At 68.0% G+C, this 24,867-nt stretch carries 25 protein-coding genes; 13 read left to right on the top strand and 12 right to left on the bottom strand.

Annotation, left to right across the window (positions count from 1 at the left end):
• Nucleotide 1 precedes the first annotated feature (1 nt).
• The 4 genes from AC11WY_RS02955 (at nucleotide 2) to AC11WY_RS02940 (ending at nucleotide 3,768) form a co-directional block, all read left to right on the top strand.
• The gene (locus AC11WY_RS02955) at nucleotides 2-1,033 is read left to right on the top strand and encodes an FAD binding domain-containing protein (RefSeq protein ID WP_482922380.1); all 1,032 of its coding nucleotides are present in this window, start codon (nucleotides 2-4) and stop codon (nucleotides 1,031-1,033) included.
• 136 nt (nucleotides 1,034-1,169) lie between these two features.
• Complete coding sequence (locus AC11WY_RS02950; protein ID WP_482922378.1) at nucleotides 1,170-1,700, top strand: nitroreductase family protein; 531 nt, start codon at nucleotides 1,170-1,172, stop codon at nucleotides 1,698-1,700.
• Between the two features lie 394 nt (nucleotides 1,701-2,094).
• Nucleotides 2,095-2,823 carry a hypothetical protein gene (locus AC11WY_RS02945; RefSeq protein WP_482922376.1) on the top strand — a complete coding sequence of 243 codons (729 nt, stop codon included), beginning with the start codon at nucleotides 2,095-2,097 and terminating at the stop codon, nucleotides 2,821-2,823.
• 3 nt (nucleotides 2,824-2,826) lie between these two features.
• The gene (locus tag AC11WY_RS02940; protein WP_482922374.1) at nucleotides 2,827-3,768 is read left to right on the top strand and encodes a PfkB family carbohydrate kinase; all 942 of its coding nucleotides are present in this window, start codon (nucleotides 2,827-2,829) and stop codon (nucleotides 3,766-3,768) included.
• Between the two features lie 575 nt (nucleotides 3,769-4,343).
• Here the strand turns inward: AC11WY_RS02940 and AC11WY_RS02935 are convergent.
• From AC11WY_RS02935 to AC11WY_RS02915, 5 genes are all read right to left on the bottom strand, one after another.
• Complete coding sequence (locus AC11WY_RS02935) at nucleotides 4,344-5,591, bottom strand: ABC transporter substrate-binding protein (protein WP_482922372.1); 1,248 nt, start codon at nucleotides 5,589-5,591, stop codon at nucleotides 4,344-4,346.
• 82 nt (nucleotides 5,592-5,673) lie between these two features.
• Complete coding sequence (locus AC11WY_RS02930) at nucleotides 5,674-6,729, bottom strand: aldo/keto reductase (protein ID WP_482922370.1); 1,056 nt, start codon at nucleotides 6,727-6,729, stop codon at nucleotides 5,674-5,676.
• Nucleotides 6,726-7,067 (bottom strand): TIGR04076 family protein, encoded by a 342-nt coding sequence (locus tag AC11WY_RS02925; RefSeq protein ID WP_482922368.1) that lies wholly within the window; start codon nucleotides 7,065-7,067, stop codon nucleotides 6,726-6,728. Before AC11WY_RS02925 ends, AC11WY_RS02930 begins: the two co-directional genes overlap by 4 nt.
• A complete protein-coding gene (locus AC11WY_RS02920; RefSeq protein WP_482922366.1) occupies nucleotides 7,064-7,549 on the bottom strand; it encodes a DUF3830 family protein in 486 nt (161 codons plus the stop codon). The genes AC11WY_RS02925 and AC11WY_RS02920 overlap by 4 nt, the downstream gene beginning before the upstream one ends.
• Nucleotides 7,546-8,259, bottom strand: coding sequence for a GntR family transcriptional regulator (locus AC11WY_RS02915; protein WP_482922364.1), 714 nt, complete (start codon nucleotides 8,257-8,259; stop codon nucleotides 7,546-7,548). The genes AC11WY_RS02920 and AC11WY_RS02915 overlap by 4 nt, the downstream gene beginning before the upstream one ends.
• A 102-nt stretch (nucleotides 8,260-8,361) precedes the next feature.
• On the opposite strand from AC11WY_RS02915, the gene AC11WY_RS02910 reads away from it, so the two are divergent.
• The 8 genes from AC11WY_RS02910 (at nucleotide 8,362) to AC11WY_RS02875 (ending at nucleotide 15,851) form a co-directional block, all read left to right on the top strand.
• Complete coding sequence (locus AC11WY_RS02910; protein WP_482922362.1) at nucleotides 8,362-9,147, top strand: ABC transporter ATP-binding protein; 786 nt, start codon at nucleotides 8,362-8,364, stop codon at nucleotides 9,145-9,147.
• Nucleotides 9,144-9,875: an ABC transporter ATP-binding protein gene (locus tag AC11WY_RS02905; protein ID WP_482922360.1), complete on the top strand. Its 732-nt coding sequence runs from the start codon at nucleotides 9,144-9,146 to the stop codon at nucleotides 9,873-9,875. Before AC11WY_RS02910 ends, AC11WY_RS02905 begins: the two co-directional genes overlap by 4 nt.
• Complete coding sequence (locus AC11WY_RS02900; RefSeq protein ID WP_482922358.1) at nucleotides 9,872-10,780, top strand: branched-chain amino acid ABC transporter permease; 909 nt, start codon at nucleotides 9,872-9,874, stop codon at nucleotides 10,778-10,780. The genes AC11WY_RS02905 and AC11WY_RS02900 overlap by 4 nt, the downstream gene beginning before the upstream one ends.
• Complete coding sequence (locus AC11WY_RS02895; RefSeq protein WP_482922356.1) at nucleotides 10,777-11,730, top strand: branched-chain amino acid ABC transporter permease; 954 nt, start codon at nucleotides 10,777-10,779, stop codon at nucleotides 11,728-11,730. The genes AC11WY_RS02900 and AC11WY_RS02895 overlap by 4 nt, the downstream gene beginning before the upstream one ends.
• Nucleotides 11,727-13,004, top strand: coding sequence for an NAD(P)/FAD-dependent oxidoreductase (locus AC11WY_RS02890; RefSeq protein WP_482922354.1), 1,278 nt, complete (start codon nucleotides 11,727-11,729; stop codon nucleotides 13,002-13,004). The genes AC11WY_RS02895 and AC11WY_RS02890 overlap by 4 nt, the downstream gene beginning before the upstream one ends.
• 154 nt (nucleotides 13,005-13,158) lie before the next feature.
• The gene (locus AC11WY_RS02885) at nucleotides 13,159-13,962 is read left to right on the top strand and encodes an ABC transporter substrate-binding protein (protein ID WP_482922352.1); all 804 of its coding nucleotides are present in this window, start codon (nucleotides 13,159-13,161) and stop codon (nucleotides 13,960-13,962) included.
• 58 nt (nucleotides 13,963-14,020) lie between these two features.
• Nucleotides 14,021-14,695, top strand: a complete 675-nt coding sequence (locus AC11WY_RS02880; RefSeq protein ID WP_482922350.1) for an amino acid ABC transporter permease — start codon at nucleotides 14,021-14,023, stop codon at nucleotides 14,693-14,695.
• 28 nt (nucleotides 14,696-14,723) lie between these two features.
• Complete coding sequence (locus AC11WY_RS02875) at nucleotides 14,724-15,851, top strand: aminotransferase class V-fold PLP-dependent enzyme (protein ID WP_482922348.1); 1,128 nt, start codon at nucleotides 14,724-14,726, stop codon at nucleotides 15,849-15,851.
• A 4-nt stretch (nucleotides 15,852-15,855) separates the two neighbouring features.
• On the opposite strand, the gene AC11WY_RS02870 is transcribed toward AC11WY_RS02875, so the two are convergent.
• Nucleotides 15,856-16,410 carry a winged helix DNA-binding protein gene (locus AC11WY_RS02870; RefSeq protein ID WP_482922346.1) on the bottom strand — a complete coding sequence of 185 codons (555 nt, stop codon included), beginning with the start codon at nucleotides 16,408-16,410 and terminating at the stop codon, nucleotides 15,856-15,858.
• 108 nt (nucleotides 16,411-16,518) lie between these two features.
• Here AC11WY_RS02870 and AC11WY_RS02865 point away from each other — a divergent pair, with 108 nt between their 5' ends.
• Entirely contained in the window at nucleotides 16,519-17,610 is a 1,092-nt protein-coding gene (locus AC11WY_RS02865; protein ID WP_482922344.1) for an LLM class flavin-dependent oxidoreductase, read from the top strand.
• Between the two features lie 79 nt (nucleotides 17,611-17,689).
• Here AC11WY_RS02865 and AC11WY_RS02860 read toward each other — a convergent pair whose 3' ends face one another.
• From AC11WY_RS02860 to AC11WY_RS02835, 6 genes are read right to left on the bottom strand one after another with little or no spacing between them, the layout of a single operon-like run.
• Nucleotides 17,690-19,225, bottom strand: coding sequence for an indolepyruvate oxidoreductase subunit beta family protein (locus AC11WY_RS02860; protein WP_482922342.1), 1,536 nt, complete (start codon nucleotides 19,223-19,225; stop codon nucleotides 17,690-17,692).
• The gene (locus AC11WY_RS02855) at nucleotides 19,222-21,372 is read right to left on the bottom strand and encodes a thiamine pyrophosphate-dependent enzyme (RefSeq protein WP_482922340.1); all 2,151 of its coding nucleotides are present in this window, start codon (nucleotides 21,370-21,372) and stop codon (nucleotides 19,222-19,224) included. The genes AC11WY_RS02860 and AC11WY_RS02855 overlap by 4 nt, the downstream gene beginning before the upstream one ends.
• Nucleotides 21,373-21,393: 21 nt before the next feature.
• Complete coding sequence (locus AC11WY_RS02850; RefSeq protein WP_482922338.1) at nucleotides 21,394-21,954, bottom strand: VOC family protein; 561 nt, start codon at nucleotides 21,952-21,954, stop codon at nucleotides 21,394-21,396.
• 27 nt (nucleotides 21,955-21,981) lie between these two features.
• The gene (locus AC11WY_RS02845; protein WP_482922336.1) at nucleotides 21,982-22,464 is read right to left on the bottom strand and encodes a MarR family winged helix-turn-helix transcriptional regulator; all 483 of its coding nucleotides are present in this window, start codon (nucleotides 22,462-22,464) and stop codon (nucleotides 21,982-21,984) included.
• On the bottom strand, nucleotides 22,461-24,020 hold the full coding sequence (locus tag AC11WY_RS02840; protein ID WP_482922334.1) for a phytoene desaturase family protein: 1,560 nt from the start codon (nucleotides 24,018-24,020) through the stop codon (nucleotides 22,461-22,463). The genes AC11WY_RS02845 and AC11WY_RS02840 overlap by 4 nt, the downstream gene beginning before the upstream one ends.
• Nucleotides 24,021-24,024: 4 nt before the next feature.
• On the bottom strand, nucleotides 24,025-24,813 hold the full coding sequence (locus AC11WY_RS02835; RefSeq protein WP_482922332.1) for a cyclase family protein: 789 nt from the start codon (nucleotides 24,811-24,813) through the stop codon (nucleotides 24,025-24,027).
• Nucleotides 24,814-24,867: the final 54 nt, after the last annotated feature.

Here is a 24,867-nt window from a genome sequence, read left to right as displayed (position 1 = left end):
CATGATGAACGCCTTTGCGCTTGCACACCCTCAAACCGTCGAAGAGGCGGGCAAAGCGGCGTCAAGGACGGTTGCCGACATGATGGCGGCGCCGCCCGGCCCTGTGCACGGCTCCGCCGTCATCAAGGCGGGGGGCACCGACCTGTTGGACCTGCTGAAGGAGGGGCTCCTCGCCCCGGAAACGGTTGTGAGCCTTTCCGCGGTCCGCGGCCTTGATGATATTTCAGACGTGGAAAACGGCAGTCTGCGGATCGGCGCGATGGCGACGGTTCGGTGCATGGCGGAAAACGACCTTGTGCGGGCGCGGTATCCTGCCTTGGCCGAGGCGGCGATGGATGCCGCAAGTCCGCAGATCCGCGCCGTCGCGACGGTTGGCGGCAATCTGCTGCAACGTCCGCGTTGCTGGTATTTCCGGGCCGCGGAATTCCATTGCCTGAGGAAGGGCGGCGGGCATTGTTTCGCCTTGAACGGCGAGAACCGGTACCACGCGATCTTTCACAACAGCCTTTGTGCCATCGTCCATCCGTCCAGCCTTGCTGTGGCGCTGGTGGCACTGGGCGCCATGCTGGAGATTTCGGACTCCGACGGCGTTGTGCGTCGGGTGCCCTTGGAAGGGTTCTTCGTTCTGCCCGATCAAGACGTGCAGCGCGAGACTGCGCTTGACGCCAATGAAATCGTGACGTCGGTCGTGCTGCCACCTGTGGGGGCAGGCGTGCGGATGGCGTATTTGCGGCTCGGCGAACGCGCCGGTGTCGATTGGCCGATTGCAGAGGTGGCGGTCGTGCTGGGGATGACGGATGACGGTCTTTGCACGGAGGCCAGGATCATTCTCGGCGCCGTCTCGCCCGCACCCTATCGTGCAACCGCGGCAGAGGCTTATCTGACCGGGTGCCGTCTCGACGTGGGGCTTGCAGCGGCGGCTGCAGTAGCGGGTCTGGAAGGGGCGACGCCACTTTCGGGGAATGCCTACAAGCTGCCGCTGGTCGAGGCTTTGCTGCGGCGTGCAATCCTGAAAGCGGCGGGGTTGAGTTGAAATGGCACGGATGCGCGTGTTGAAAACCTTCACTTAGCGGAGAGCCGAAATGACTGCACGAGACGAAGATGGCAGGGATACGAAGACGCTTGGCCCGGACCTCGTCGCGCTCCCGCCTGCCCGGAAATCGGGAGGGATGCCGGTCCTTGATGCCTTGTCGCGGCGGCACTCGACGCGCGACTATTCCGCACTTCCGTTGCCGCAGCAGGTTGTCTCGGACTTGCTTTGGTCGGCGTTCGGCGTGAACCGCCCGAACGGCGACAGGACGGCACCCTACTGGCGCCACGTCATGGTGATCGACGTCTATGCGGTGACGGCCGATGGCGTCTGGCTTTATGATCCGATGGCGCATGCGCTTTCCCTTCATTCGCGCAGCGATCTGCGGGCAAGGACGGGGGTTCAGGACTTCGTTGCGGTGGCGCCGCTGAACCTTGTCTATGTCGCGCATGGCGAGCGGATGACGGATGTTTCACTGGAAGACCGACGGCTCTATGCGTCGGTCGACGCGGCTTTCATCGGGCAGAACGTCTACCTCTTTTGCGCGTCGGAAGGGCTTGGAACGGTCTTTCGCGGCGCGGTGGACCAGGCGGGGCTGGCACAAGCCCTGAACCTGCCCGAAGGGCAGTTCGTCACCCTTGCGCAGACCGTCGGATATCCCAAGACTTAACCCGCCGGCCTATCGCGTCGGCACCGGATCCTGCCTTGGGCCGTGATCGGATTGGATCCGGATCTCGCGTCGCGCAAACCAGATCCCGGGCAGCATGGGTAGCCAGAAGGTCAGTCCCCGCAGCAACAATGTGCCCGCGAGTGCGGCTTCGATAGGTGCGCCGACCGGGGTGTCACCGGACCCGGACCCGCCGCTCGTCCCGGCCGAGCCGGTCGAACGGGCGCTCTCAACGAAAGAAGCCGAAACATTGAGTAACCTTTTGCTTTCGAGTTAGGCTCCTGCGACACCAGATCAAACTTCAAATCAAGGGGGCGGCTCCGATATGGGCCTTGGAACCAAAGTTCGACTATCACGGCTGTTTTCGCATCCCTCGGGCCGCCTGTTCGGCGGCGCGGTGGACCATTTCGTGGGCTATGGCAACGTGCGTCAGGGCGGTCTCGCGGATCTGCCGGGCGCGCTCGCACAGGTGATGGCCGGGAAGCCCGATTACGTCACCATTCAGCCCGGTGCCGCCCGGAATCTGTGGTCGCAGTATGCGGGCAAGGCGGCGCTGGTGGTTCAGGCCGGCTGCTTTACGGTCGATGACCGGATCAGCGAATTGGTTGCCACGCCCGAAGATGCGGTGCGCTACGGGGCCGATGCGCTGGCCGTTGCGATCCAGGTGCGCGGCACTACGGAAGGCCACTACATTCGCTGGCTGACCGATTCCGTCAGGGCCGCGGCCCGCTTCGAAATGCCGGTCGTGGCGCATATCTATCCGCGCGACTTCGCGGACGGCGGCAAGATCGTCTTTACCCCGGATGAAATCGCTTATGCCGTGCGGATCGGCATCGAGACGGGAGTCGACGTGATCAAGGTCGGCTATACCGGCGACTTTGACTCGTTCAAGCAAACCGTGGCCGCCTGCCCGGTGCCGGTCGTCATTGCCGGCGGCCCGAAGACCGAGACGCTTCTGGGCGCCTTGCAACAGACCGCCGATGCCCTGCGGGCAGGCGCGCGGGGCGCCATCGTCGGGCGCAATCTGTGGGGCCATGGCGACACCACCAAGGCTGCGACGGCGTTCAGGGCCGTGATTCACGACCTGATGCCGCCAGAAGCGGCCCTGAAGGCCGCGGGCCTCTGAGGCATGGCAGACCCGCTTCAGATCCTGGGGTTCGGGTCCATGTCGGTCGATCACATTCTTTATGTCGATCGGGCGCTGTCTTTTGGGAAGGGGAGGGTGACCAAGCGCATCACCGATCACGGCGGCAACGTGGCGACAGCCCTCGTTGCGGCAGCCACTTTGGGCGGACGGGCCGGTTTCATCGGGTGGCTGACGGATCAGCCGCCCGATGACCTGTCCGCCCGCGAGCTTGAATTGCACGGCGTCGACATTTCCCTTGCGCCGCGGCGGGAGGATGCCCGGCCGATTCAATCGGTGATCATTGTCGCGCCGGATGGCGAAAGGTTCATCGCCTTCGATGACGCCGTCCCGCATGGCACCTCGGACGCGTTGAGCGATGATGTCCTTGCGCAGGCCAGAGTCCTGTTGATCGACAGCTACGCGACCCATTCCCATTCCGTCGTCGTGCGGGCCCGGAAACTGGGTCTGGCGGTGGTGGCCGACATCGAACGGAGCATCGGGCCCGCGACCGAGGCTTTGCTGGCGATCTCGGATCATCTGGTGCTGCCCTATGAATTCGCCCGAACCCAGACCGGGGAAAGCGATCCTGTGGCGATCCTGAACCACCTGTGGTCGCATGACCGGGCTGCGGTGGTTTTGACCAATGGCGAGCAAGGGGCCTATGTCCGGCAAAGGGGCGATGCCGTTTCCTGGCACATCCCGGCCCACAAGGTACGGCCGGTGGATACCACGGGGGCCGGCGATTGCTTTCACGGCGCCTATGCCTTCGCCCTCACCGAGGGAAAATCCCCGCTCGCCAGCGCCCTGTTCGCAAACGCCGCCGCCGCGATCTCGGTGACGGGGCATGGCGGACGCGAGGCGCTGCCCGGCCTCGACGCCTGTCTGTCAAGGATGGTCGAAACGGGCGCGCCGCAGCCCGTTGCGATCGGATCAGCCGCCCTCTGACCCCGGCCGATCGCGGCATCGGCTGGAGTCTCGTTAGCGCGATGGGTCTTGAGGGGGCCCTGTCGGGGGAAGCGGCCTGAGGCGGTGCGGGTGCCGGGCCAAGCGTCTGGCAGGGCCCGGCACTCCCCGTTCCGGTGCTTCACTGAGCTCCGCCCCGATCCTTGGACGGTTTTTCAACGGAGTTGAACTACTGCCTGCGCCTGCTGGTCGGTCCAGTCGCAGGACGTGAACTGGCTGCCTTGGTCAGGCCGTGTCCCAACCGACAGCTTGGGATGGTCGCGTTCACTCATCGCCGCTCGGGATCGGCCGCGAACCGGTGGCGGCTCGATCCCTCACCACGTCCATGTCGCCAAAGCAGTGGCAGCACCATCGCGCGCGGCGCTGGCGTCCTGCCAGTTCGCGGTGCGCCAGGTCGGGGGCTTCGGTCGCTGATGCCACCTGACGGACAGGCCGAAGTCACGCGGTGGTTCCCGCAAGGCATTTGTGCCCCAAGGCCCAACCGAGCCCGCAAGCAGCCGGGGATGCGGTCGGGCGCCGCCGGACCGAAGGCCCGGCGGCTTTGGTTTGTTTCCGCCCTACTGCAGCTTGGCCTTGACCGCATCGACGTCGGCCTGCGTCATCTCGCCGACCGTGGTCACCTTGCCATCGACAATCTGCCAGAGCCGGAACGGGCCGGAAATGTCGCCGTACTTGTCGAACTCGACCGGGCCGATGACGCCCTCGTACTTGATCGGCTTGCCGTCGGCGATCAGCTTCAGCGCCTTGGCAAACTCGTCCTTGCCGGCATGGATCACGGTGCCCGCCGGATCGACCGCCTTGTACATCGCGGCCGGCAGCTTGGATGCATCCGGCCCGCCCGCGATGGCGATCGCAAGGCCGACCAGCGCGCCCGCGTCATAGGACCGGTCGGCCGCCGGGGCCGCCGGGTCGATGCCCGAGAACGCCTTGTAGTTGGCGTTGAAGTAGTCGGTGGACGGCGTCGGGTTGGTGCCCGACGAGGTGCCGAAGGCGTTGCCAAGGTATTCCTTGCCGACGCTGGTGATGAAATCGTCGCTGTTCATTCCGTCGTTCAAGAGGAACTTCTGCACGCCGCCCTGGCTGACCCAGGTGCGGGCGATGGTGGCGCCATCAACCGGGTCCGAGATCAGATAGAGCGCGTCGGGGCTGCCCGCCATCGCCGCCGTCACTTCGCTGGCGTAGCTCGACTGCTTGGCATTGTAGGGCGTGACCGACACGACGGTGCCGCCCAGCGCCTTGTAGGGGGCGGTGAATTCCTTCACCAGATTGACGCCGAAGTCGTTGTTCTGATGGATGATCGCGATCTTCTTGAAGCCCTTGTCGATGGCGAATTTCGCCGCCGCCACGCCCTGCAGCGCATCCGAGGTGATGGTGCGGAAGAACACGCCGTTGGTCTTGCCCGCTTCGCCCAGCGCGGTCAGCGTCGGCGAGGAGGAGGCGGGCGAGACCTGAAGCACATGCGCGGGCGCGGTGACCGAGGTCAGCATCGGGATCGTCATCGGCGAGATGATGCCGCCGATGATGGCGGGCACCTTGGCGACCTGCACCAGTTGCGTCGCGGCATCCACCGCCACGTTGGCCTGGGTCTGGCTGTCGCGGGTGTCCGTCTTGAGCGTGCAGCCCGCCACGCCGCCCGCGTCGTTCAGGTCGCGGAAGGCCATTTCCACCGACTTGGCGCCGGCCTGCCCGTATTCGCCCGCGGGCCCGGTCAGTTCCAGCACAAGGCCCACGGTGATGTCGCAGGCCGAGGCCGCGACGGGCATCAGCATCATCCCGGAAAGTATAGCAATCATTGACGTTTTCATCTTCATCCTCATCCGTTGGGTTGGAAACCTGTTGATTGTCGCGGCCGTCGGGTCAGGCCTGTCCGGCGGCCTTGGCACCTGCTCAGGATGCCTTGTTGAGGTTATACTTGATGATCTGGCCATGTCGCCCGCCGCGGTCACGTTCCAGCGTATAGGTGTCGCCCTCGGGCACCTGACCCTGCGCCAGCACCGCCCCGATCTCGGCGCGGTCGGCCTCGGTCAGCTTGAGGCTGGCGACCTGAAGGTTGCGCGCCAGATGGCTGCGGTTGCGCGCGCCAACGATCACCGCCGCCACCGCGGGGCGTTCCAGCATCGCGGCGCTGGCCACGGTGGCGATGTCGGTGGCGTGCCGGTCGGCAATGGCGCGCAGACAGCGCAGCAGCGCCTGGAACAGCTCCCAGCCGCCGAAATCGTCGATGATCAGCTTGTATTTCGTCAGCGAGCGGTTTTCGAGTTCGCCCACCGGCTCCGGCTGGCCCAGCCAGCGGTCGCCCAGAAACCCGCCCGCCACCGAGCCGTAGGCCAGGATCCACATGTCATGCGCCTGCGCCGCCTTGGCCAGCAGCCGTTCCGGCCGCGCGTCCATCAGGCTGTATTGCACCTGCATCGAGACCAGCGGCACCCCGGCGCCGATGATTTCCAGCGTGCGCGCGGTGTCGAAGTTGGTGCCGCCGATATGGGCCACCTTGCCCTCGCGCCGCATCTCGCCCAGCCAGCCGACGGCGTCGAGATAGCGCGGCACCGCGTAATCCCACCAGTGGAACTGCACGAGGTCCAGCCGTTCCGTCCGCAACCGCTTCAGCGAGGTCTCGACGATGCGGCGGATATAGGCGCGGTCCAGCGTGGCGAGGTCTTCAAGGTCGGGCACCAGCTTGGTGTGCACCTTCACCTTCGCCAAAGCCTCGGCGCCGTGCGTGTGCAGGTAGTCCATGCGGAAGGCGCCGATCATCTCCTCCACCCCGGTATAGATGTCGGCGCAGTCGAAGGTGACGATGCCCGCCTCGGCGAAGGCCACCATGTCGGCGATGGTCTGGGCGCGGTCGACCGGGCCGTGACCGCCCGCCAGTTGCCAGCCGCCGCGGATGACACGCGAAATCTCGTGACCGGGGCGCAGCGTGAAGGTGGGAACGGCGGTCATTCGGCACTCCGGGGCAGGGGAACGGCGGTGGTCTCGGCATGGCTGAACCGGCGCTTGCCGATCCGCGTGATGCGCAGCCGCGAGGGGCAGTGGGGGTCGGGGCAGGCGACCTCGGCGTCCGAGGTCATCCAGTCGTTCGGATGGGTCTGGCGCTGCTTGGCGGGCAACAGCGGCAGGATGGCGGCCAGCGAGTAGATCGAAAAGCTCTGGCCCGGCGGCAGATGCAACTGCTCGCCGCGCAGCTCGAACCAGTCGCCGGGGCTGCCGCAGTAGATCGTCGCCCCCTCAGGCGCCACGATTTCTACCCTCAGATCAAAGAGTTCGAAGGCGTCGCTCATGCGTTGGCCTCCGGCAGGCGGCGGAAGGTGATCTCGCAGGCGCCGGTCTGGCGGATGCGGCCGCAGGCGGCGGCGAAGGCGGCCATGTCGGCGGGCATCACCTGCGCCACCACCGAACCGGCCAGCCAGCCGATCGGAAACAGCATCCGCCCACCGGGGCCGTAAAAGAGGCCGACATCGAAGATCGGCACCGGGTTGCCACCCCAGACATGGGCCGCCACATAGGCCAGCACCACATCGCCGGGCTGCGGGGTCAGCGTGGCATTTTCGGGCGGCAGAGCATCCTCGCCGCCCAACTGATCGTGCGGGATCGGGCAGGAAACCTCGGGGCCGGTCCAGATCGCGTGGATCGCGGGCACGACGCGCTCCTGCGCCAGCCAGCGCCACAGGAATGCGGTGTTCACCGGCGCCTTCGCGCCGACGAGTGCCGCGCGCACCGCCAGCCCCGATTTCGGCTCCGAGATTCCGATCAAGCCCGTCATGCCGTCACTCCTTCGTGCAAAAGCTTCTCGCGCAGGAACGCGAAGGGGCGGCTGATGTCGGCCACCAGTGCCGCCCGCGCAGCACCCGCGTCGCCCGCCTCCAGCGCCTCCAGGATGCGCAGATGAAACAGCGCCGCATCGCTTTCGCCCGCCTCGGAAAAGGCAAAGATCGCGGCGCGCGTGCAGGGGCCCGATTGCAGCCACAGGCTTTCGATCATCGGGATCAGCACGGATGACCCGCAGGCATGGTAAATCTCGAAATGGAAGGCCTGATTCAGCGCCACCTCGCGATCCACCGTCTCGGGATTGCCGCCAAGCCGCAGACGCTGCCACTCGGTCATGATTTCGCGCGCCGCCGCCAGCCGCCGTGCATCCATCCGCGGTGCCGCCAGCGCGATCGCCTCGCCCTCGATCAGCACGCGCGCGCGCAACAGGTCGGCGATCCGCTCCAGCGTGATCGGCGGCACCCGGATCGTGCGGTTCGGCAGCGCCTCCAGCGCCTGTTCCGAGATCAGCCGCCCCAGCGCCTCGCGCACCGGCATGGTCGAGGTCATCAGCGCATCGGCGAGCCCGCGGATCGTCAGCACCTGCGACGGCGCAAAGAGCCCGCCGATCAGCGCGCGGCGCAGTTCGGCATAGACGCGATCCTGCACGGTCTCGCGCCCCACCGGTTCAAGGCTGGTGCCCATCGGGCCTGCCTTTTCGTTCATTGCGTGCCGCGCCTCCGAAAAGGAATCATCTTGCAGGAACCATTAGGCGCCGATAACGTGATCAAATCAAGTGTGATCACACATCAAAGATAGGACGTGTCGATGCCCACCGTCCCCCCGGTTCAGGCGCCCGTGCTGGAAGCGCAGAACGTGACCAAGCGGTTTGGTGGCGTCACCGCGGTCGATGGCCTGTCGTTCGCGGTCGCCCCGCAGGAGATTCTGGGCCTGATCGGCCCGAACGGGGCGGGCAAGACGACGATGTTCGACCTGCTGGCGGGGTCGGTCGCACCCACCACCGGCTCGATCCGCCTGAACGGGGTCGAGGTGGCAGGCGGCCCCGCGCATCGCCGCATCGCGATGGGCCTTGGCCGCACGTTCCAGATTCCGCGCCCCTTTCCCGATCTCACCCTGATCGACAACATGCTGCTGGCCCGCCAACATCAGACCGGCGAGCGGTTCTGGGCCAACTTCACCGCCCCCCGCCGCATCGCCGCAGAAGAACGCGCGGCGCGTGACAAGGCGCGCGGCCTGCTGGACCTCGTGCTGCTGGCCCGCCTTGCGGATGAACCGGCGCGCATCCTGTCGGGCGGTCAGCGCAAGCTGCTCGAACTGGCCCGCGTGCTGATGGCCGACCCCGGCATCATCCTGCTGGACGAGCCCGCCGCCGGGGTGAACGCCACCCTGCTGGAGGTGATCATCGACCGCATCCGTGCCATCAACGCGCGCGGCGTGACCTTCCTGCTGATCGAGCACAACATCGACATGGTGACGCGCCTGTGCCACCGGGTGCTGGTGATGGCCTCGGGCGCCGCGCTCTGCGAGGGCACGCCGGACGAGGTGGCGCGCGACCCGCGCGTGATCGACGCCTATCTGGGGGGCACCGGATGACGGCGATCCTTCAGGTCGAGGCGCTCGTCGCCGGATACGAACCTGGCCTCTCGATCGTGCGCGGTGCCACGATCCGGGCGGATGCGGCGGAAATCGTCGTGATCCTTGGCCCGAATGGCGCCGGTAAATCAAGTCTTATCAAGGCAATAGCTGGCCTTGTTCCAGTGACCTCCGGCACCGTTTCGCTCGACGGGCGGCAAATCACGCAACTGCCCGCGCATCTGATGGTGCGCCGTGGCCTCGCTTTCGTGCCGCAGACGGAAAACGTCTTTCCGCTGCTGTCGGTGCAGGACAACCTGCGGGTCTCGGCCGGGGTGCTGCCGCGCGCCGAGATCGTGCCCCGGATGGACGAGATGTTCCAGATGTTCCCCGACCTCGCGCGCCAGCGCCGCTTGCCTGCGGGCAGCCTGTCGGGTGGCCAGCGCCAGATGCTGGCGGTGGCGCGGGCGCTGATCGTGCATCCGCGCGTGCTGATGCTGGATGAACCCTCGGCCGGGTTGTCGCCCAAGTTCGTCGAGATGGTCTTTGCGCAGCTCACCGAAATTCGCCGTGCGGGCCTGACCATCGTGCTGGTGGAACAGAACGCCCGCGCCGCGCTGGCGATCGGCGACCGCGCCTATGTGCTGGTCGAAGGTCATGTAGCGCATGAGGGTCCGGCGGCAAGCCTTTGGCACAACCCGATCATTGCCGAGCTTTACCTTGGCCAACGCAAGGAGGGCGCGCGGTGAACCTGCAATTCCTGGTTGACGGACTGCTGTCCGGCTCGATGGTCGGCCTTGGCGCCATCGGCATCACGCTGACCTATTCGATCCTGCGCTTTTCCAACTTCGCGCACGGCGATTTCATGGCCTGGGGCACCTATGCCACGCTGACGCTGGTCGGTCTGATCGGCGCGGTGTTCGGCGCCACTGCGCCGCTCGGCCCGCTGTCCTTCGGCTGGCCGCTGATCGTGGCGGGGCTGGCGGGCATGGTGCTGACCGGGCTGATGGCGCTGGCGCTGGATGCGGTGCTGTTCGCCCGGCTCAGGGCGCGGGGCCAGTCGATCATCGTGGTGATGGCGAGCTTTGGCGCCTCGATGGCGCTGCGCAGCCTGCTGGAGTTCACCTTCACCTCGCGCCCGACCTATTTCAGCCGCAGCATCCAGATGGCGATGCCGATCGGCTGGGGCATCCGCATCACGCCCGACCAGATCGTGCTGCTGGGGATGACGGCGATTCTGGTCACGTCGATGCACATCTTCATGACCCGCAGTCGCACCGGGCGCGAGATGCAGGCCTACAGCCAGAACCCGGCGCTGGCGCAGGTGGTCGGCATCGACGTGGCGCGCGTGGTGCGTGCCACCTGGATGCTGGGTGGCGCGCTGGCCTGCGCGGCGGGCATCATGGTGGGCGTCATCGTGCAGATCCGGCCGCTGATGGGGCTTGACCTGCTGCTGCCGATGTTCGCGGCCGCCATTCTTGGCGGCATCGGCAGCGTGCCTGGCGCTGTGCTGGGCGGTCTCATCATCGGCCTGTCCGAGGCGGGCGCCGTGCAACTGATCGGCGCCGAGTGGCGGCAGGCGGTCGCCTTCGTCATCCTGATGGCGGTGCTGCTGGTCCGCCCCAACGGCCTGTTCGGAGTACGCGAGCGATGATCGACCTGCTGGGCTATGCCGCGTTCTTCCTGTCCACCGCGCTGATCTTCGGCCTGATCGCGCTGGGGCTGAACCTGCAATGGGGGCTGACCGGGCTCTTCAACGTCGGCATTGCGGGCTTTGTGGCGATCGGCGCCTATACCTCGGCGCTGCTGACGACGCCCGCGGTGGTGGACCGGATCGGCGGCTTCGGGCTGCCGATCGCGGTGGGCTGGCTTGGCGCGATGGCGCTGGCGGGGGCGGCGGCGGCGCTGACCGGCTTTGCCACGCTGCGGCTGAAGGCCGACTACCTGGCCATCACCACCTTCGGGGTGGCCGTGGTGACGCAACTGGTGGCGCTGAACGCCACCGGGCTGACCGGCGGGCCGTTCGGCGTGGCCTTCATCCCGCGTCCGTTCGGGGCCCTGGCGGATCGCCCGGTTCTGTTCAATTTCAGCAACTTCGCGGTCGTTCTTGGGGTGACCTTGGTGACCTATCTGGCGCTTCAGCACCTGTCGAAAAGCCCCTGGGGCCGGGTGCTGCGGGCGCTGCGCGAGGATGAGAGGGCGGCGATCTCGCTGGGCAAGAGCGCGCGATCCTACCGCATCCAGGCCTTCGCGGCGGGCGGCGCGGTGATGGGGCTGGCGGGCGCCGTGCAGGCCCATCTGATCGGCTTCATTGCGCCAGACAACTACTTGCCAACACTGACGTTTCAGGTCTGGGCCATGTTGATGGTCGGGGGCTCCGGCTCCAACCGGGGGGCGCTGGCGGGGGCGGTGGTGGTCTGGGCGGTCTGGGTCGGCGCGGGGGCGCTGACGGCCGCGCTGGTGCCCGCCGCGTTTCAGGCCCGCGCCGCCGCGTTGCAGATCGTGGCGATCGGCGTGATGCTCTGCATCATCCTGCTGGCGCGGCCGCAGGGCTTCTTCGGCCCGGCGCGGCGCAAGGCGAAACCGGGCGGGGGCGACGCGTGACGCCTTCGCTCTGGCATGTCGTCAGCGGCGCGGTCGCGCCACGCCCGCCGCTCGCCGATGCGGTCGAGGCCGACCTGCTGATCGTCGGTGGCGGATTCACCGGCCTGTCCTGCGCGCTGCACGCCGCCGCGGCGGGCCTGCGCGTGGTGGTGCTGGAGCGCGAGCGGATCGCGGCGGGTGCCAGCGGGCGCAACGCGGGCTTCGTGGTGCCGAACTTCGCCAGGGTGGACCCCGAGGCGGTGCTGGCACGGCTTGGCCCCGAAAAGGGCGCCCGGCTGGTCGCGTTCGCCGCCGGAAGCGCCGATCTGGTGTTCGGGCTGATCCGCGACCACGCCATCGCCTGCGACGCGCTGCAAAGCGGCTGGATCCAGCCCGCGCCAACCGCCGCTGCGATGACGGTGATCCGCGCGCGCGCCCGGCAATGGGCCGAATGCGGCCGCCCGGCCGAGGTGCTCGACGCCGACCAGGTCGCGCAGATGACGGGCGCGCGCGGTTATGCGGGCGGCTGGATCGACCGTTCGGGCGGGGTGCTGAACCCGGTCGCCTATGCGCGCGGGCTGGCCGGGGCGGCCGAACGGGCCGGGGCGACGATCTTCGAGGACACGCCGGTCACCGATCTGGCGCCCGAGCGCGGCGGCTGGATCGCCCGCAGCGGCGCCGGATCGGTCCGGGCCAGGCGGGTCGTGCTGGCCACGAACGCGCATGTCGGCGCGCTGCAACCCGCTGTGGCGCGGTCGTTTTTCCCGTTGAAGGTGTTCCAGATCGCCACCGCGCCGCTGCCCGCCGAGGTGCGCGCGCGGTTGCTGCCGGGCGGCCAATGTGTGTCGGACACGCGGCGCAACCTTTTCACCTTCCGCTTCGATGCCGCCAACCGGCTGATCAGCGGGGGCATGCACATCCTCGGCCCCGGTGCGGATCATCGGGTGCCGCGCGCGATCCACCGGCGGCTGTCGCGCCTGCTCGACCTGCCCGATCTGCCGCCGGTGCAGTTCGCGTGGTCGGGCATGGCGGCGGTGATGCCGGATTTCCTGCCGCATCTGATCGAGCCTGCCCCCGGCCTGGTCGCCGGGATCGCCTGCAACGGGCGCGGTATCGCGATGACGACGATGCTCGGCCGGGTGCTGGCCGACTGGACGAGCGGGGTTCCGGCGGCCGCATTGCCGGTGCCAAGCGGGCCGCCATCGCCGATCCCGTGGCACGGCCTGATGCGCTATGCGCCCAACGCGCATCTGCCGCTGGCGATGCTGCGCGATGCGCTGGATGCGAGGGGGTAAAGATGTGTGGGCGAGTCTTCCTTCAAGCTTGAAATAATACTAGGTGCGCCATCGGAATCATGGCAGCATTTGGGATCGGCGGCCCGGTTTGGCGGGACGCTGGCGGCAAACAAACAGACCGGACAGACTGTCCGGCAGCGACAGGAGGTTACACATGACGTTGAATCGCCGGGCCCTCATGGGTCTGATCGCCGGGGCGGCGCTGGCCGTTTCGGCCGTGCAGGGGATCGCGGCCGGGGTGCTGAAGGTGGGGTCCTACCCCGCCAACCCGCCGTGGGAATTCAAGGACGCCAGCGGCGCGTTCCAGGGCTTCGAGGTCGATATCGTGAACGAGATCGCCAAGCGGATGGGCATGACGACCGACATCCAGGGCCTTGATTTCAAGGCGCTCTTCGTTGCCTCGGCCTCGCACCGGGTGGATATCGTGATCTCGTCGCTGACGATCACCGATGACCGGCTGCAAAGCCAGTCGTTCACCCAGCCGATCGTCACCGGCGCGCTGGGGATCGCCACCAAGGACGGCGCGGGCATCAAGGTGCTGGCCGATCTGAAGGACAAGACGGTGGGCTCCATCGCCACCTCGTTCGGCGAGAAGTGGATGAAGGACCATCAGGCCGAGATGGGCTACAAGGACTACAAGAGCTATGACACCGTCGCCAACATGCTGACCGACCTGACCGCCGGGCGGGTGGATGCGGTGGCGAACGATGTCGTCGGGTTGCGCTATGCGATGACCCAGATGAAGGGGCTGGCCGTGCCGATCGAGATCCCGACCGGCGAGAAGTTCGCCTTCATGCTGCCGAAGGGCTCGGACCTGCTCGACAAGATCAACAGCACCCTGTCGGAGATCAAGACCGACGGCACGATGGCGACGCTTTACAAGAAATGGTTCGGCGTGGACCCGGCGGCGGGCAGCGTGACGCTGACCGCGATGCCGGTGCCGACCTCGGCCGACTGACCGGCGCGGGTGGCGGCCGTGAGGCCGCCGCCTATCCCCCTCTGCGCCGGACGCCCGCATGAACGCCATCGACATTTTCTTCAACTGGAGCGTCCTGTTGCGGGCGTTTCCCATTCTGATCCGCGGGCTCGGCAACACGCTGATGCTCGGCGCGACCGCAATCGTTCTGGGCAGTGTCGGCGGGGTTCTGGTCTGTCTGATGCGGCTTTACGCGCCGCGTCTGCTGCGCCTGCTGGCGATCCTCTACATCGACCTGATGCGGGCGATGCCGATGCTGGTAGTGCTGATCCTGATCTATTACGCGCTGCCCTTTGTCGGCATCACCTTCTCGTCGTTTCAGGCCGCCGCGATCGCGCTGTCGATGGTGATGGCCGCCTATACCGCCGAGATCGTGCGGGCGGGCATCGAGGCGGTGCCGCGCGGCCAGTTCGAGGCGTCGGAATCGCTGGGGCTGCCGTTCTGGCGCACCATGCAGAAGGTGGTGCTGCCGCAGGCGATCCGGCTGGTGATCCCGCCGCTTGCCTCCAGTTCGGTGTCGCTGATCAAGGATACCTCGCTGGCCTCGGTGGTGGCGATGAACGACCTGCTGAAACAGGCGACCGACGCGCAGGCGCTGTTTGCCAACCCGACGCCGCTGATCGGCGCGGCGCTGATCTATGTGGCGATCCTCTGGCCGCTGGTGCGGCTGACCGGGCGGCTGGAGCGGCGCTACAAACGCAAGGGCGGCCACTGAGGCACAACGAGAGATGAGACAGCACAGCATGACCGACGGTTCCGCCTATTTCCTGTACCACTCGATCGGCCAGTATCCCGGCAAGGCCGCCGATCTGGCCGCCGCGATGGCGTCCTTCGCCGCCGCCTGGGGCGCGCCCGACGATGGCCAGTGGGGCGCGATCCTGCCGCTGCGGCAGCGCTTCATCGACCGCTGGTCGGCGCTGATCGGGGCGGCCCCCGGCACCCTGACCACCACCGAAAACGTCACCGCCGCGCTGCATGCGCTGATCACCGCGCTGCCTGCGGGGCGGCTGAAGGGCAAGCGCGTGCTGGTGGGGGCGGATTGCTTTCCCAGCAACCACTTCCTGCTGACCGGCCTTGCGCCGCGGCTGGGCTTTACGCTCGACACCGTGCCGATCCGGCAGGGCGAGGCCTGGGTGCGCGATGAGGATATGGCCGACCGCTGGGGCCCGGATGTGGGGCTGGGGCTGATCACCTGGGTCAGTTCGATCTCGTCGCATCGCTGCGATCTGGCGCCGCTGGTGGCGCAGGGGCGGGCGATGGGCAGCGTGGTGGGGGTGGACATCACCCAAGGTGCGGGGCTGATCCCGTTCAGCGTGGCGGAACCGGCGGTGGATTTCGCCATCTCGACCAGCCTGAAATGGATGTGCGGCACGCCGGGCGCCGGGATATTGCAGGTTGCCGAAAGCCTGATCGCCGCCTGCCAGCCCGAGCTGCGCGGCTGGTTCAGTCAGGACAACCCGTTTTCCTGGGCGCTGGACAAGTTCGCCTATGCGCCCGATATCCGCCGCTTCGATACCGGCACGCCGGGGGTGATGGCGGCAGCGGCCAGCCTGCCCGCGCTCGACTGGCACGCGGCGCAGGACCACGCGGCGATCCTGGCGCACAACCGCGCCCTGTCGGCGCGGATCATCGAGGGGCTGGACGGCCTTGGCCTGCCGCAGGTCAGCCCGCGCGACGAGACCGAGCGGGGTGGCAGCGTGATGCTGCGCCTGCCCGACCGGGTGCCCGCCGCCGGGGTGCTGGCCGGGTTCCGCGCGGCGGGCGTCTTTGCCGACGCGCGCGGGCAGTTGTTGCGCCTGTCGCCGGGGGTGATGACGACCGCCGCGGGGGTGGACCGGATGCTGGAGGTTCTGGGCGCGGCGGTGGGCTGACCCCTCAGGCGCGCCGATGGGTGGCCGCGACCCGCGCGACCTCCTCGTAAAGGCCCGACAGCAGGTTCAGCGTCCGCGCGGCCTCCTGCATCCGGGCGGGCAGGTCGGGCAGGGCGGCAATCGCCGTGATCAGCAGGCGGCGGCGCAGGTCGCCGTAATCGTCGGTCACCTTGCGCCCCGTCGCCGTCACCTCGTAGGTGACACCGGCCCGGCCCGAGCCCTTGCGCTCCACCAGCCCGGCGCCGATCAGCTTGCGCAGCGAATACTGGATGTTGGGCACATCGTTGCGGTTGGTCAGCCGGGCCAGATCCTTGATGGTCTTCGGCCGCTCGTTCATCCGGATGATGTGCAGCAGCGCGTTTTCCGGCCCGGTGGCGGCCAGATCGACCACGCCCGCCAGGCATTCCGACTGCCAGCGCCCGAATCCCTCGGTCGCGCGCATCAGCGCGAATTCCAGTTCGGTGGTGTCGATCTCGACCCCGCTCTGCGCCAGATGCCAGCGGTAATCCAGCGCCTCGCGCGGGGTGGCATCCTTCGGTTCCAAGGGCTTGCGCGCCATTCCTGCCTCCTGCATCGCGGTGCAGTCTGGGCAATCATCGCGGTTGACGCAAATTGAATTTACGATAGACTTTCTATCATAAAATCAAATCAACAGGGAAAACCAACCATGACCGACAACCCGATGCTGGCGGGCGACCGCTTTCTGCTGGGCACGTTTTCGTCCAACTGCTCGTCTGGCATGACCGTCACCAAGGTGCCGGAACGCTGGGTGAACAGTTGGGCGAATAACCTCGCACTCGGGCAGATGCTCGATGACGCGGGGATCGACTTCATGCTGCCGATCGCGCGCTGGATCGGCTATGGCGGCGAGACCGATTTCCACGGCGGTGTGCTGGAAACGATGACTTGGGCCGCCGGGCTGCTGGCCTCGACCAAGAAGATCGCGGTGTTCGCGACGATCCACACCGCCGCGAACAACCCGGTGGTGGTGGCCAAGCAGATCGCCACCATCGACCAGATCGGCGCGGGCCGGGCCGGGCTGAACATCGTGGCGGGCTGGAACAAGCCGGAATACGAGGCGCTTGGCCTGACGCTGCCGGATGATCACGAAACGCGCTATGGCTATGCGCAGGAATGGTTCGACGTGGTGCGCAAGCTCTGGACCTCGGACGAGCATTTTGACTGGGATGGCAAGTATTTCCACCTCAAGGGCGTGAAGGGCGATCCCAAACCGCTGCGCGGCACGGTGCCGATCATCAACGCGGCGGGATCACCGCAGGGGCGCGGCTTTGCCACCGACAACGCGAACTTCCTGTTCACCCCGGCGATCGACCTGAGCCGATCCACCGCCGAGATCGCGGAGCTGAAGGATCAGGCCACGGCGAAGGGCCGCAAGGTCGACGTGCTGACCTTCAGCCACGTCATCTGCCGCCCGACCGAGGCCGAGGCGCGGGCCTACCTGGAGCACACCGCCAAGACCAACGCCGACTGGGTCGCGGTCGACAATCTGGTGCGCTTGCAGTTCGCCCATGCGCAAAGCTTTCCGCATGACTTGCTGGCCCATATCCGCGACCTGATGGCGGCCGGGCACGGTGGCTTTCCGCTGATCGGCACGCCGGAACAGGTGGCCGACGGGATCTGCGCGCTGCAGGCGGCGGGGTTCCGCGGCACCACGCTGAGCTTTGTCGATTATGTCGCCGAGTTCCCCTATTTCCGCGACACCGTGCTGCCGATCCTGGAGGCGCGCGGCATCCGCTGAGGTTGCGACGAAGCCGGGGGCCAGCCCCCGGACCCCCGGGATACTTGAGGACCGAAAGACGGGGCGGGTGCTGCGCGTTTCAGACGAACGACCGGATCGTCAGCAGTGCGCCGTCGAGCGCAGCACCCGCCTCGTCCTTCAGCGCGGCCTCGCGCAGGCGCCGGGCCCAGTCGGCGGCGTCGGGGCGGGCGGCGACCAGCGCAATGCCCGCCATCACGCGGTCGTATTTCGTGAGACCCCGGGTGTGGGTGTCGGAATATCCCTTGATCAGGCGGCGGGTGCGGATCACCTCGACCGCCAGATCGTAACGCTCGGGCGTCTGGGCGAGGGCGGCGGCAAGCCAGCCGTTCAGGTGCTGCTGTTCGCGCTGATGGCGCAGGGTGTGGCGGCGCCAGCCGCGCAGACCGCCGAGCAGGTAGAGTTGCGCGAAGGCCCCAAGGCTGTCGCTGCGCAGCCGTCGGCCGGTGCCGAAGCGCCGGTCGATCCAGGCCATGCGGGCGGGGCTTGCCTCGATCGTGGTGCCGAGGCTCGGGGGGAGGAGGCTGACGATTTCCTCGGCGCGGGGGTGCAGGAATTCGGTGACCTGCAACAGCGTGGCCCCGGTGGCGCCCATCTCGGCGCGGATGCGGCCAAGGCGGGGCGCGCGGGTCTTGAGGTCGGCGACCCGGATCACGTCGTCATAGGCCATTGCGTTGGCGATGTATTTCGCGGATTCACGGGTCAGCACCCAGTCGTGCGCCACGCTGTCGGCGCGCTGCACGGTGGCGAGGCGGTCGAGGTATTCGCGGCCGTAGGCGATATCCTGAAAATCCACCACCTTGCGCAAGCCAACCAGCGCCATCGGCTGCACCGGCGCGGGCAGCGCTTCGGCGGCGGCGGTCAGGGCGGCCCATTGGCCGATGAGCTTCGGGGCGCCACGCGGGGTCGTGGGGGCGGGCTTGGCGGCGGCTTTCCCCGGCGCGGCGGCGCCCTTTTGCGCCGCGTCGAAGGCGCGGGCGAAGGCGCGCAGGCTTGCCTCGACGCCGCGACCCGAGCCCTTGATCGCCGCCTCGAACGCGGTGCGCGGAAAGGGCAGGGCGCCCGAGCCCGCCAGCGCGCCAAAGAGGCTGGCCGAGATCACGGTGCCGGACTCCACCGCGATCTTTTCCATGTCGAACAGGATCGTGCGCTGTGCGGCAATCTCGGCTGCCGCCAGCACCTCGTCGGCGCTGGCGATGCCGTCGCCGGGCACCGTCTTTTCCGATACCGCCAGCGCGCGGTGGGTCGAGGCGATCAGGGTGGTGCGGTCGGGCGTGACGAAGCCGCGCAGGATGGCGCGGCCCGCCTCCATCAACTCGGCGGCGACCAGGATATCGACGTCGCCCGCCGCGGGCAGCAGGGCGAAGACCGGCGCGCGGTCGCCCGAGGGGGCCATCTCGATGTAGTAGATCGTGGCGCCGGTGCGCTGTGCCACGCCCGCGACCGAGGTGGCCTGCACCGCGTAGCCGCCGTCGCGGGCGACCGCCTCGATCCAGTCGGTCAAGACGCCGCCGCCCTGACCGCCGACCGCCATCACCGCCAGCTTCAGGATGCCGCCGAGGCGCGGGTCGGCGTCGATTGGGGCCAGCACGCTCATGCCGCACCCGCCGAAAAATCAAGCCGCCCGCGCTGACGGCGGGCCTGCAACCAGCCGATGACCGCGGCGCGCCAGCCTGCGCGGCGGCGTTCCCACGGGCCGGGGTTGTGCACCACGTCGGCGCGGTAGAACGAGGGGCAGAGGATCGCGGCATCCGCCACCTCGCCGCAGTTGCCGCAGCCGACGCAGCTTTGGTCGATCGACGCCACCGGGTCGTCGCGCAGCGGATCGTCGAGCCGCTTGAGGCTGAGCGAGGGGCAGCCCGACAGCCGGATGCAGGCGTGATCGCCGGTGCAGATCTCCTCGTCCACGCCAAAGCGCGGGGTTTCGACCCGGCGACCCTCCTTGATCGCCTGATTGCGCAGGGGCTTTTCGCGGCGCTGCTTGTTGAGCATGCATTCCGACGAGGCGACGATCACCTTGGGGCCGCTGTAGTCGGTGGTCAGCGCCTCGCGCAGCGTCGCCAGCATCTTGGGCACGTCATAGGTGCGGTCGATCTGGCGCACCCAGTCGACGCCGACGCCTTGCAGCGCCTTGGAAATCGGGTGCTGGGTGGATTTGGAGCGGTTGTCGGCGCGCGAGGACATCACGTCCTGCCCGCCGGTCGCGGCGGAATAGAAGTTGTCGACGATCACGGTGACCGAGTCGGACTTGTTGAACACCGCGTTGCCGATCGAGGACGACAACCCGTTGTGCCAGAACCCGCCATCGCCGAGGATCGCGACCGAGCGTTTCTCGCCGCCGCCGTCGAAGGCCGCGTTCGAGGCGGGGCCGAGGCCGTAACCCATGGTCGAGCCGCCGATCTCGAACGGCGGCAGGCAGGCGAAGAGGTGGCAGCCGATGTCGCCCGCGATCTGGTGCTGGCCCAGTTCGCCCTGCACCATCTTCAGCGCGGCGAAGATCGGGCGTTCGGGGCAGCCGGTGCAGAAGCCGGGCGGGCGGATCGGCACGGTTTTCGACAGGTCGGGGACCGGCGCCTTTTCGGCATTGGGCGCGCGGCGCTGTGCGGGCAGATAGCCGGGCGCGGCCTTGCGCAGGAAGCCCTCGATCCCGTCCAGCATCACCTGGCCGGTGTATTCGCCCGCCATCGGCAGCACGTCCTTGCCGTGCAGCCGGATCGTGTGGCCCGCGCGGTAAAGCATCGCGGCAAAGGCCTGTTCGAGGAATTCGGGCTGGCCTTCCTCGATGACCAGCACCGCCTCCTTGCCGTCGCAGAACGTCAGAAACTCATCTGGCACCAGCGGATAGGTGACGTTCAGCACATAAAGCGGCACCTGCGTCTCGCCGTGCAGATCGGCCAGCCCCAGCCGTTGCAGCGCCCGGATGACGCCGTTGTACATGCCGCCCTGCAACAGGATCCCGACCGGCGCCGCATCGGGGCCGAAGCGTTCGTTCAGCCCCTGCGCCGTGATGAAGGCCTGCGCGGCGGGCCAGCGGTTCTTCACCTTGTCCTGTTCCTGCACGAAGGACATCGGCGGCAGCACGACGCGGTTGAAATCGCTGCGCGGATGGGCCAGCGCGTCCTTCACCGTCAGCGGGGGGCGCCGGTTGTCGCGCGTCGGAAACGTGCCGGTGACGTGGCATGACCGGATCCGCACCATCAGCATGACGGGCGTGTTCGACGCTTCGGACAGCGCGAAGCCCTGACCCACCGCCTGCACGATCGAGGGCAGGTTGGGGCGCGGGTCCAGCAGCCAGACCTGGCTTTTCATCGCGAAGGCGTGGCTGCGTTCCTGCATGATCGACGAGCCTTCGCCGTAATCCTCGCCCACGATGATCAGCGCGCCGCCGGTGACGCCGGACGAGGCGAGGTTGGCCAGCGCATCCGAGCCGACGTTGACCCCCACCGGGCCCTTGTAGGTAACCGCCCCCCGGATCGGGTAGTGCACCGAGGCCGCCAGCATCGCCGTCGCCGCCGCTTCCGAGGCGTTCGCTTCGTAGCGCACGCCAAGCTCGGCCAGAATCTCCTCGGCGTCGGCCAGCACGTCCATCAGGTGGCTGATCGGCGCGCCCTGATAGCCGCCGACGTAGCCGACGCCGTTTTCCAGCAGCGCCTTGGTGATGGCCAGGATGCCCTCGCCGGTGAAGGTGTCACCGGCGCCGAGGCGGAGTTTTCCGACCTCTTCCGCGAAAGACCGTTCGGCCATGTCCGTCTCCTTGCTGGCGCGTCAGGCGGCCGGGTTGCAGGGCGACCAAAGGACCGCGTCGGCCCCGGTCTCGTAGGCCATGCCCTTGGGGTAGGAGATCAGTTCCAGTTGCAGCCCCCAGGGCGCCTTGAAGTAAAGGATCGACTGGCCCGCCACCGGCCCGTCGCTGATCGGGATCGGGCCCATGAGGGTCGCGATGCCGCGCGCGCGCAGGCTGGCGGTGGCGGCGTCGATGTCGTCGACGTAGAAGGCCAGATGATGCGCGCCGATGTCGCTGTTGCGCGGGTGCAGCGTGGTCTGGTCGGGGGCGGTGTATTTGAACAGCTCGATGTTGCTGCCGTGGCCGCAGCGTTGCAGCACGATCCGCTCGATCACCGCGCGGGGGTGCACGTCCAGCACGTCGGCCATGAAGCTGCCGCTATCATCGCGGAACGGGCCGACGCGCGTGACCGTGGTGCAGCCGAGCACGTCGGTGAAGAACGCCGCCGCCTGATCCAGATCGGGCACGGTCAGGCCGATGTGGTCGATGCCGCGCAGCCCCGGAAGCGGGCCCTTGGTCGGTTCGGTTGTCGTGGAATTCATCATGCCCCCTGTCGGCCGGTCCCGGCGTCAGAAATCGTGTTTGCGGATGTTGATCAGCATCTTTTGCAGCGTCGCGACGAAGGCCGCGCGTTCGCCCGCCGGGATGCCCGCAAACATGCGCGCGTAACTGTGCGCCATCGTCGGCCACAGCGTCTCGAACGCGCTGCGCCCGGCCTCGGTGATGGTGACGCGGGTCGCGCGGCTGTCGGCGGGGTCGCTGTCGCGGCGCACCAGCCCCTCGGCCTCCAGCCCGTCGAGCGCCCGGCTGAGCGTCGATTGTTCGACCACGGCATAAACGGCCAGTTGCCGGATCTGGATGCCGTCGATCACCGATAGCACCGCCAGCGCGCGCATCTTCGGCGTCGTCAGGCCCAGCACGCCCATGTCGTCGCGCAGGCTGGCGTTGTAGCGGCCCATGATGCGGTTCATCAGATAGGGCGGGTAGTTGTGCAGCCCGATCTCGCCCAGGCGCGGCACGTCCTCCTGTGGCGGCTTGGCCAGATCGTTCATGCGCCCAGCCTTTTCGCCAGGAGGAACCCCGAGCCGCCGCCCAGACCGGGGCCGGGGTGGGTCGAGGCGCCGATCGGATGCAGGTGCGCGATGGCGGTTCCCGGCTGCGCGAACGGCCGCCAGAGGAAGAACTGGTCGATCGAACAGGCGCCGCCGTAGGGGTCGCCGCCGACAAGGTTGATGTTCATCGCCTGCAAATCGGCGGGGGAATACGCGCGCCGGGCCAGCTTGATGCGGTCGAAGTCGCGGATATGGCGGGCGAGGATGTCCTCGATCCGGTCGGCGAAGGCCTCGCGGGTGGTTTCGGTCCAGTCGGGCGTGGTCGCGATCTCGCCCGCCGCGTCGCCCTTGATGACGCGCGGCGCGTCGGGGATTTGCAGCCACAGGATCGCACGGCCGTCGGGGCAGCGGCTGGGATCGAGCCGGTGCGGTTGGCCGACGCAGATCGTCGGCGTCGCGGGCAGCATCCCGCGTTCCGCCTCGTTGGCGGATTTCGACACCGCGTCGATGCCGTCCGACAAGTGGATCAGCGCGACCTGATCAAGGCCGGGGGTCAGCCACTCCGGCACCTCGCTCAGCGCGAAGTGAAGCTGAAAATCGCCGCGCCCGTGGCGGAACGCCTTCGCCGCCGCCGCTTCGGTGGGGGGCGCGTCGTCGCGCAACAGGCGCCGGTAAAGCTGGCCCGGCGTGACCGAGGCGATGACGCTGCCCGCCGCGATGGTTTCGCCCGCTGCGGTGACCACGCCGGTTGCCCGCCCGGCCATGACCGTGATGCGGTCCACGTCCACCCCGGTGCGGATCACCCCGCCGCATTCCTCGATCAGCTTGCGGAAGGCGGTGGCCGCCGCCCCGGCGCCGCCCTTGATCACCGGCGCCCCCGCCGCCTCCAGCGCGAAGGCGATGACCTTGCCCATCTGGCCCGACAGCGTGCTTTCCGGCGTCAGCCCGGTGTGCAAGACCCAAGGGGCCCAGAGCGCCTGCACCATGTCCGAGCCATAGCTGGTTTCCAGCCAGCCCCGCGCCGGGATCAGCGCGCCCCCGAACCAGGTCGCCAGCCCGCGCGGCCCCCGTTTCCACGCCTGCGCCAGCAGCAGCTTCAGCGTCGGCCAGCTCCACAGCGCGCCGCCCAAGAGCGCGAACAGGAACGGCGCGTCGGCCTCGATGGCGCCGACGTCGGCGGCGTGGCGGTCGCCATCGCCCGCCGCCAGCGCGTTGAAGGCCGCCACGTTGGCGGCGCGGTCAGTGGTCAGCACCAGCGCGCGGCCATCGGGGCGCAGCACGGCGGTGGGGTGCGGCGTGGGGCAGAACGTCAGCCCATGCCGCGCGAGGTCGGCCCCGAGGGCGGCATGGGCGGGCGAGGTCAGGAACAGCACGAAGGTGGCGGCCATCACGTCATGGTGGAAGCCGGGCAGGGTGATCTCGGCGGTGCGCATGCAACCGCCGATCTCGGCCTCGCGTTCCAGCAGCAGAACGCGGGCGCCCTTGCCCGACAGCATCGCGGCGGCCACCAAAGCGTTGATGCCGCTGCCGATGATGACGTGATCGACCCGATCCATCGCGTTACCTGGCGATCAGCGCCAGCGCCCGGATCGGGCTGCCGGTTCCCTTGACCAGCTTCAAGGGCGCCGCGATCAGGATCGCGCCCTTGGCGGGCAGCTTGTCGAGGTTGGCCAGGCTGGCCAGGCCATAGCGGTCGGCCTTGTGCAGCAGGTTGTGCGCCGGGAACGGCGGCGTCATGCCGCCCGCTTGCCCCGCGTCGGTGCCGATGCACTGGGTGCCCCAGCCCAAAGCGCCTTTCGACAGGATGTATTCGATGCAATCGACGGTCGGCCCCGGCGAGTGCGGCCCGGTCGCGTTGGCGTTCAGATAGAGCGCCTCGTCATGGCTGCGCTTGTCCCAGTCGGTGCGCATCACCACCCATTCGCCCTTGCCGATGGCGCCGTGTTTCGCCTCCCATGCCTTCACGCCGTCGGCGCTCAGCAGGAAATCGGGGTTGGCGGCGGTTTCGGCGGAACAGTCGATCACGTTCAGTGGCGCGACGAAGTTCTGCACCGGGATCGTGTCGGTGTAGCCGTCGGGGTAATCCTTGCCGGTGATCCAGTGGTGCGGCGCGTCGAAATGGGTGCCCGAATGCTCGCCGATCTTCAGCCAGTTCCAGGCCCAGAACGGGCCGTCCTTGTCATATTCCGAGATCTTGTGAACCTCGATCTTTGGCGTGTCCTTGGCGAAATCCGGCGGCAGTTTCAAAAGCGGCGTATCAGGGCCGAGCGGGCCCGCGAGGTCGATGACCTCGACCCCGCCCGACATCAGAAGTGCGCCCAGGCTTTGCAGAGTGGTGGCAGCGGTCATCGTCCGAACTCCCTGTTCTGGCGCCTTCCCGGGTCTGCCGCGGCGCCCTGTTGC

Source organism: Solirhodobacter sp., assembly GCF_964715405.1.
The sequence above is the reverse complement of the archived record's forward strand: the minus strand, read 5'-3'. Positions and strand labels throughout refer to the sequence as shown.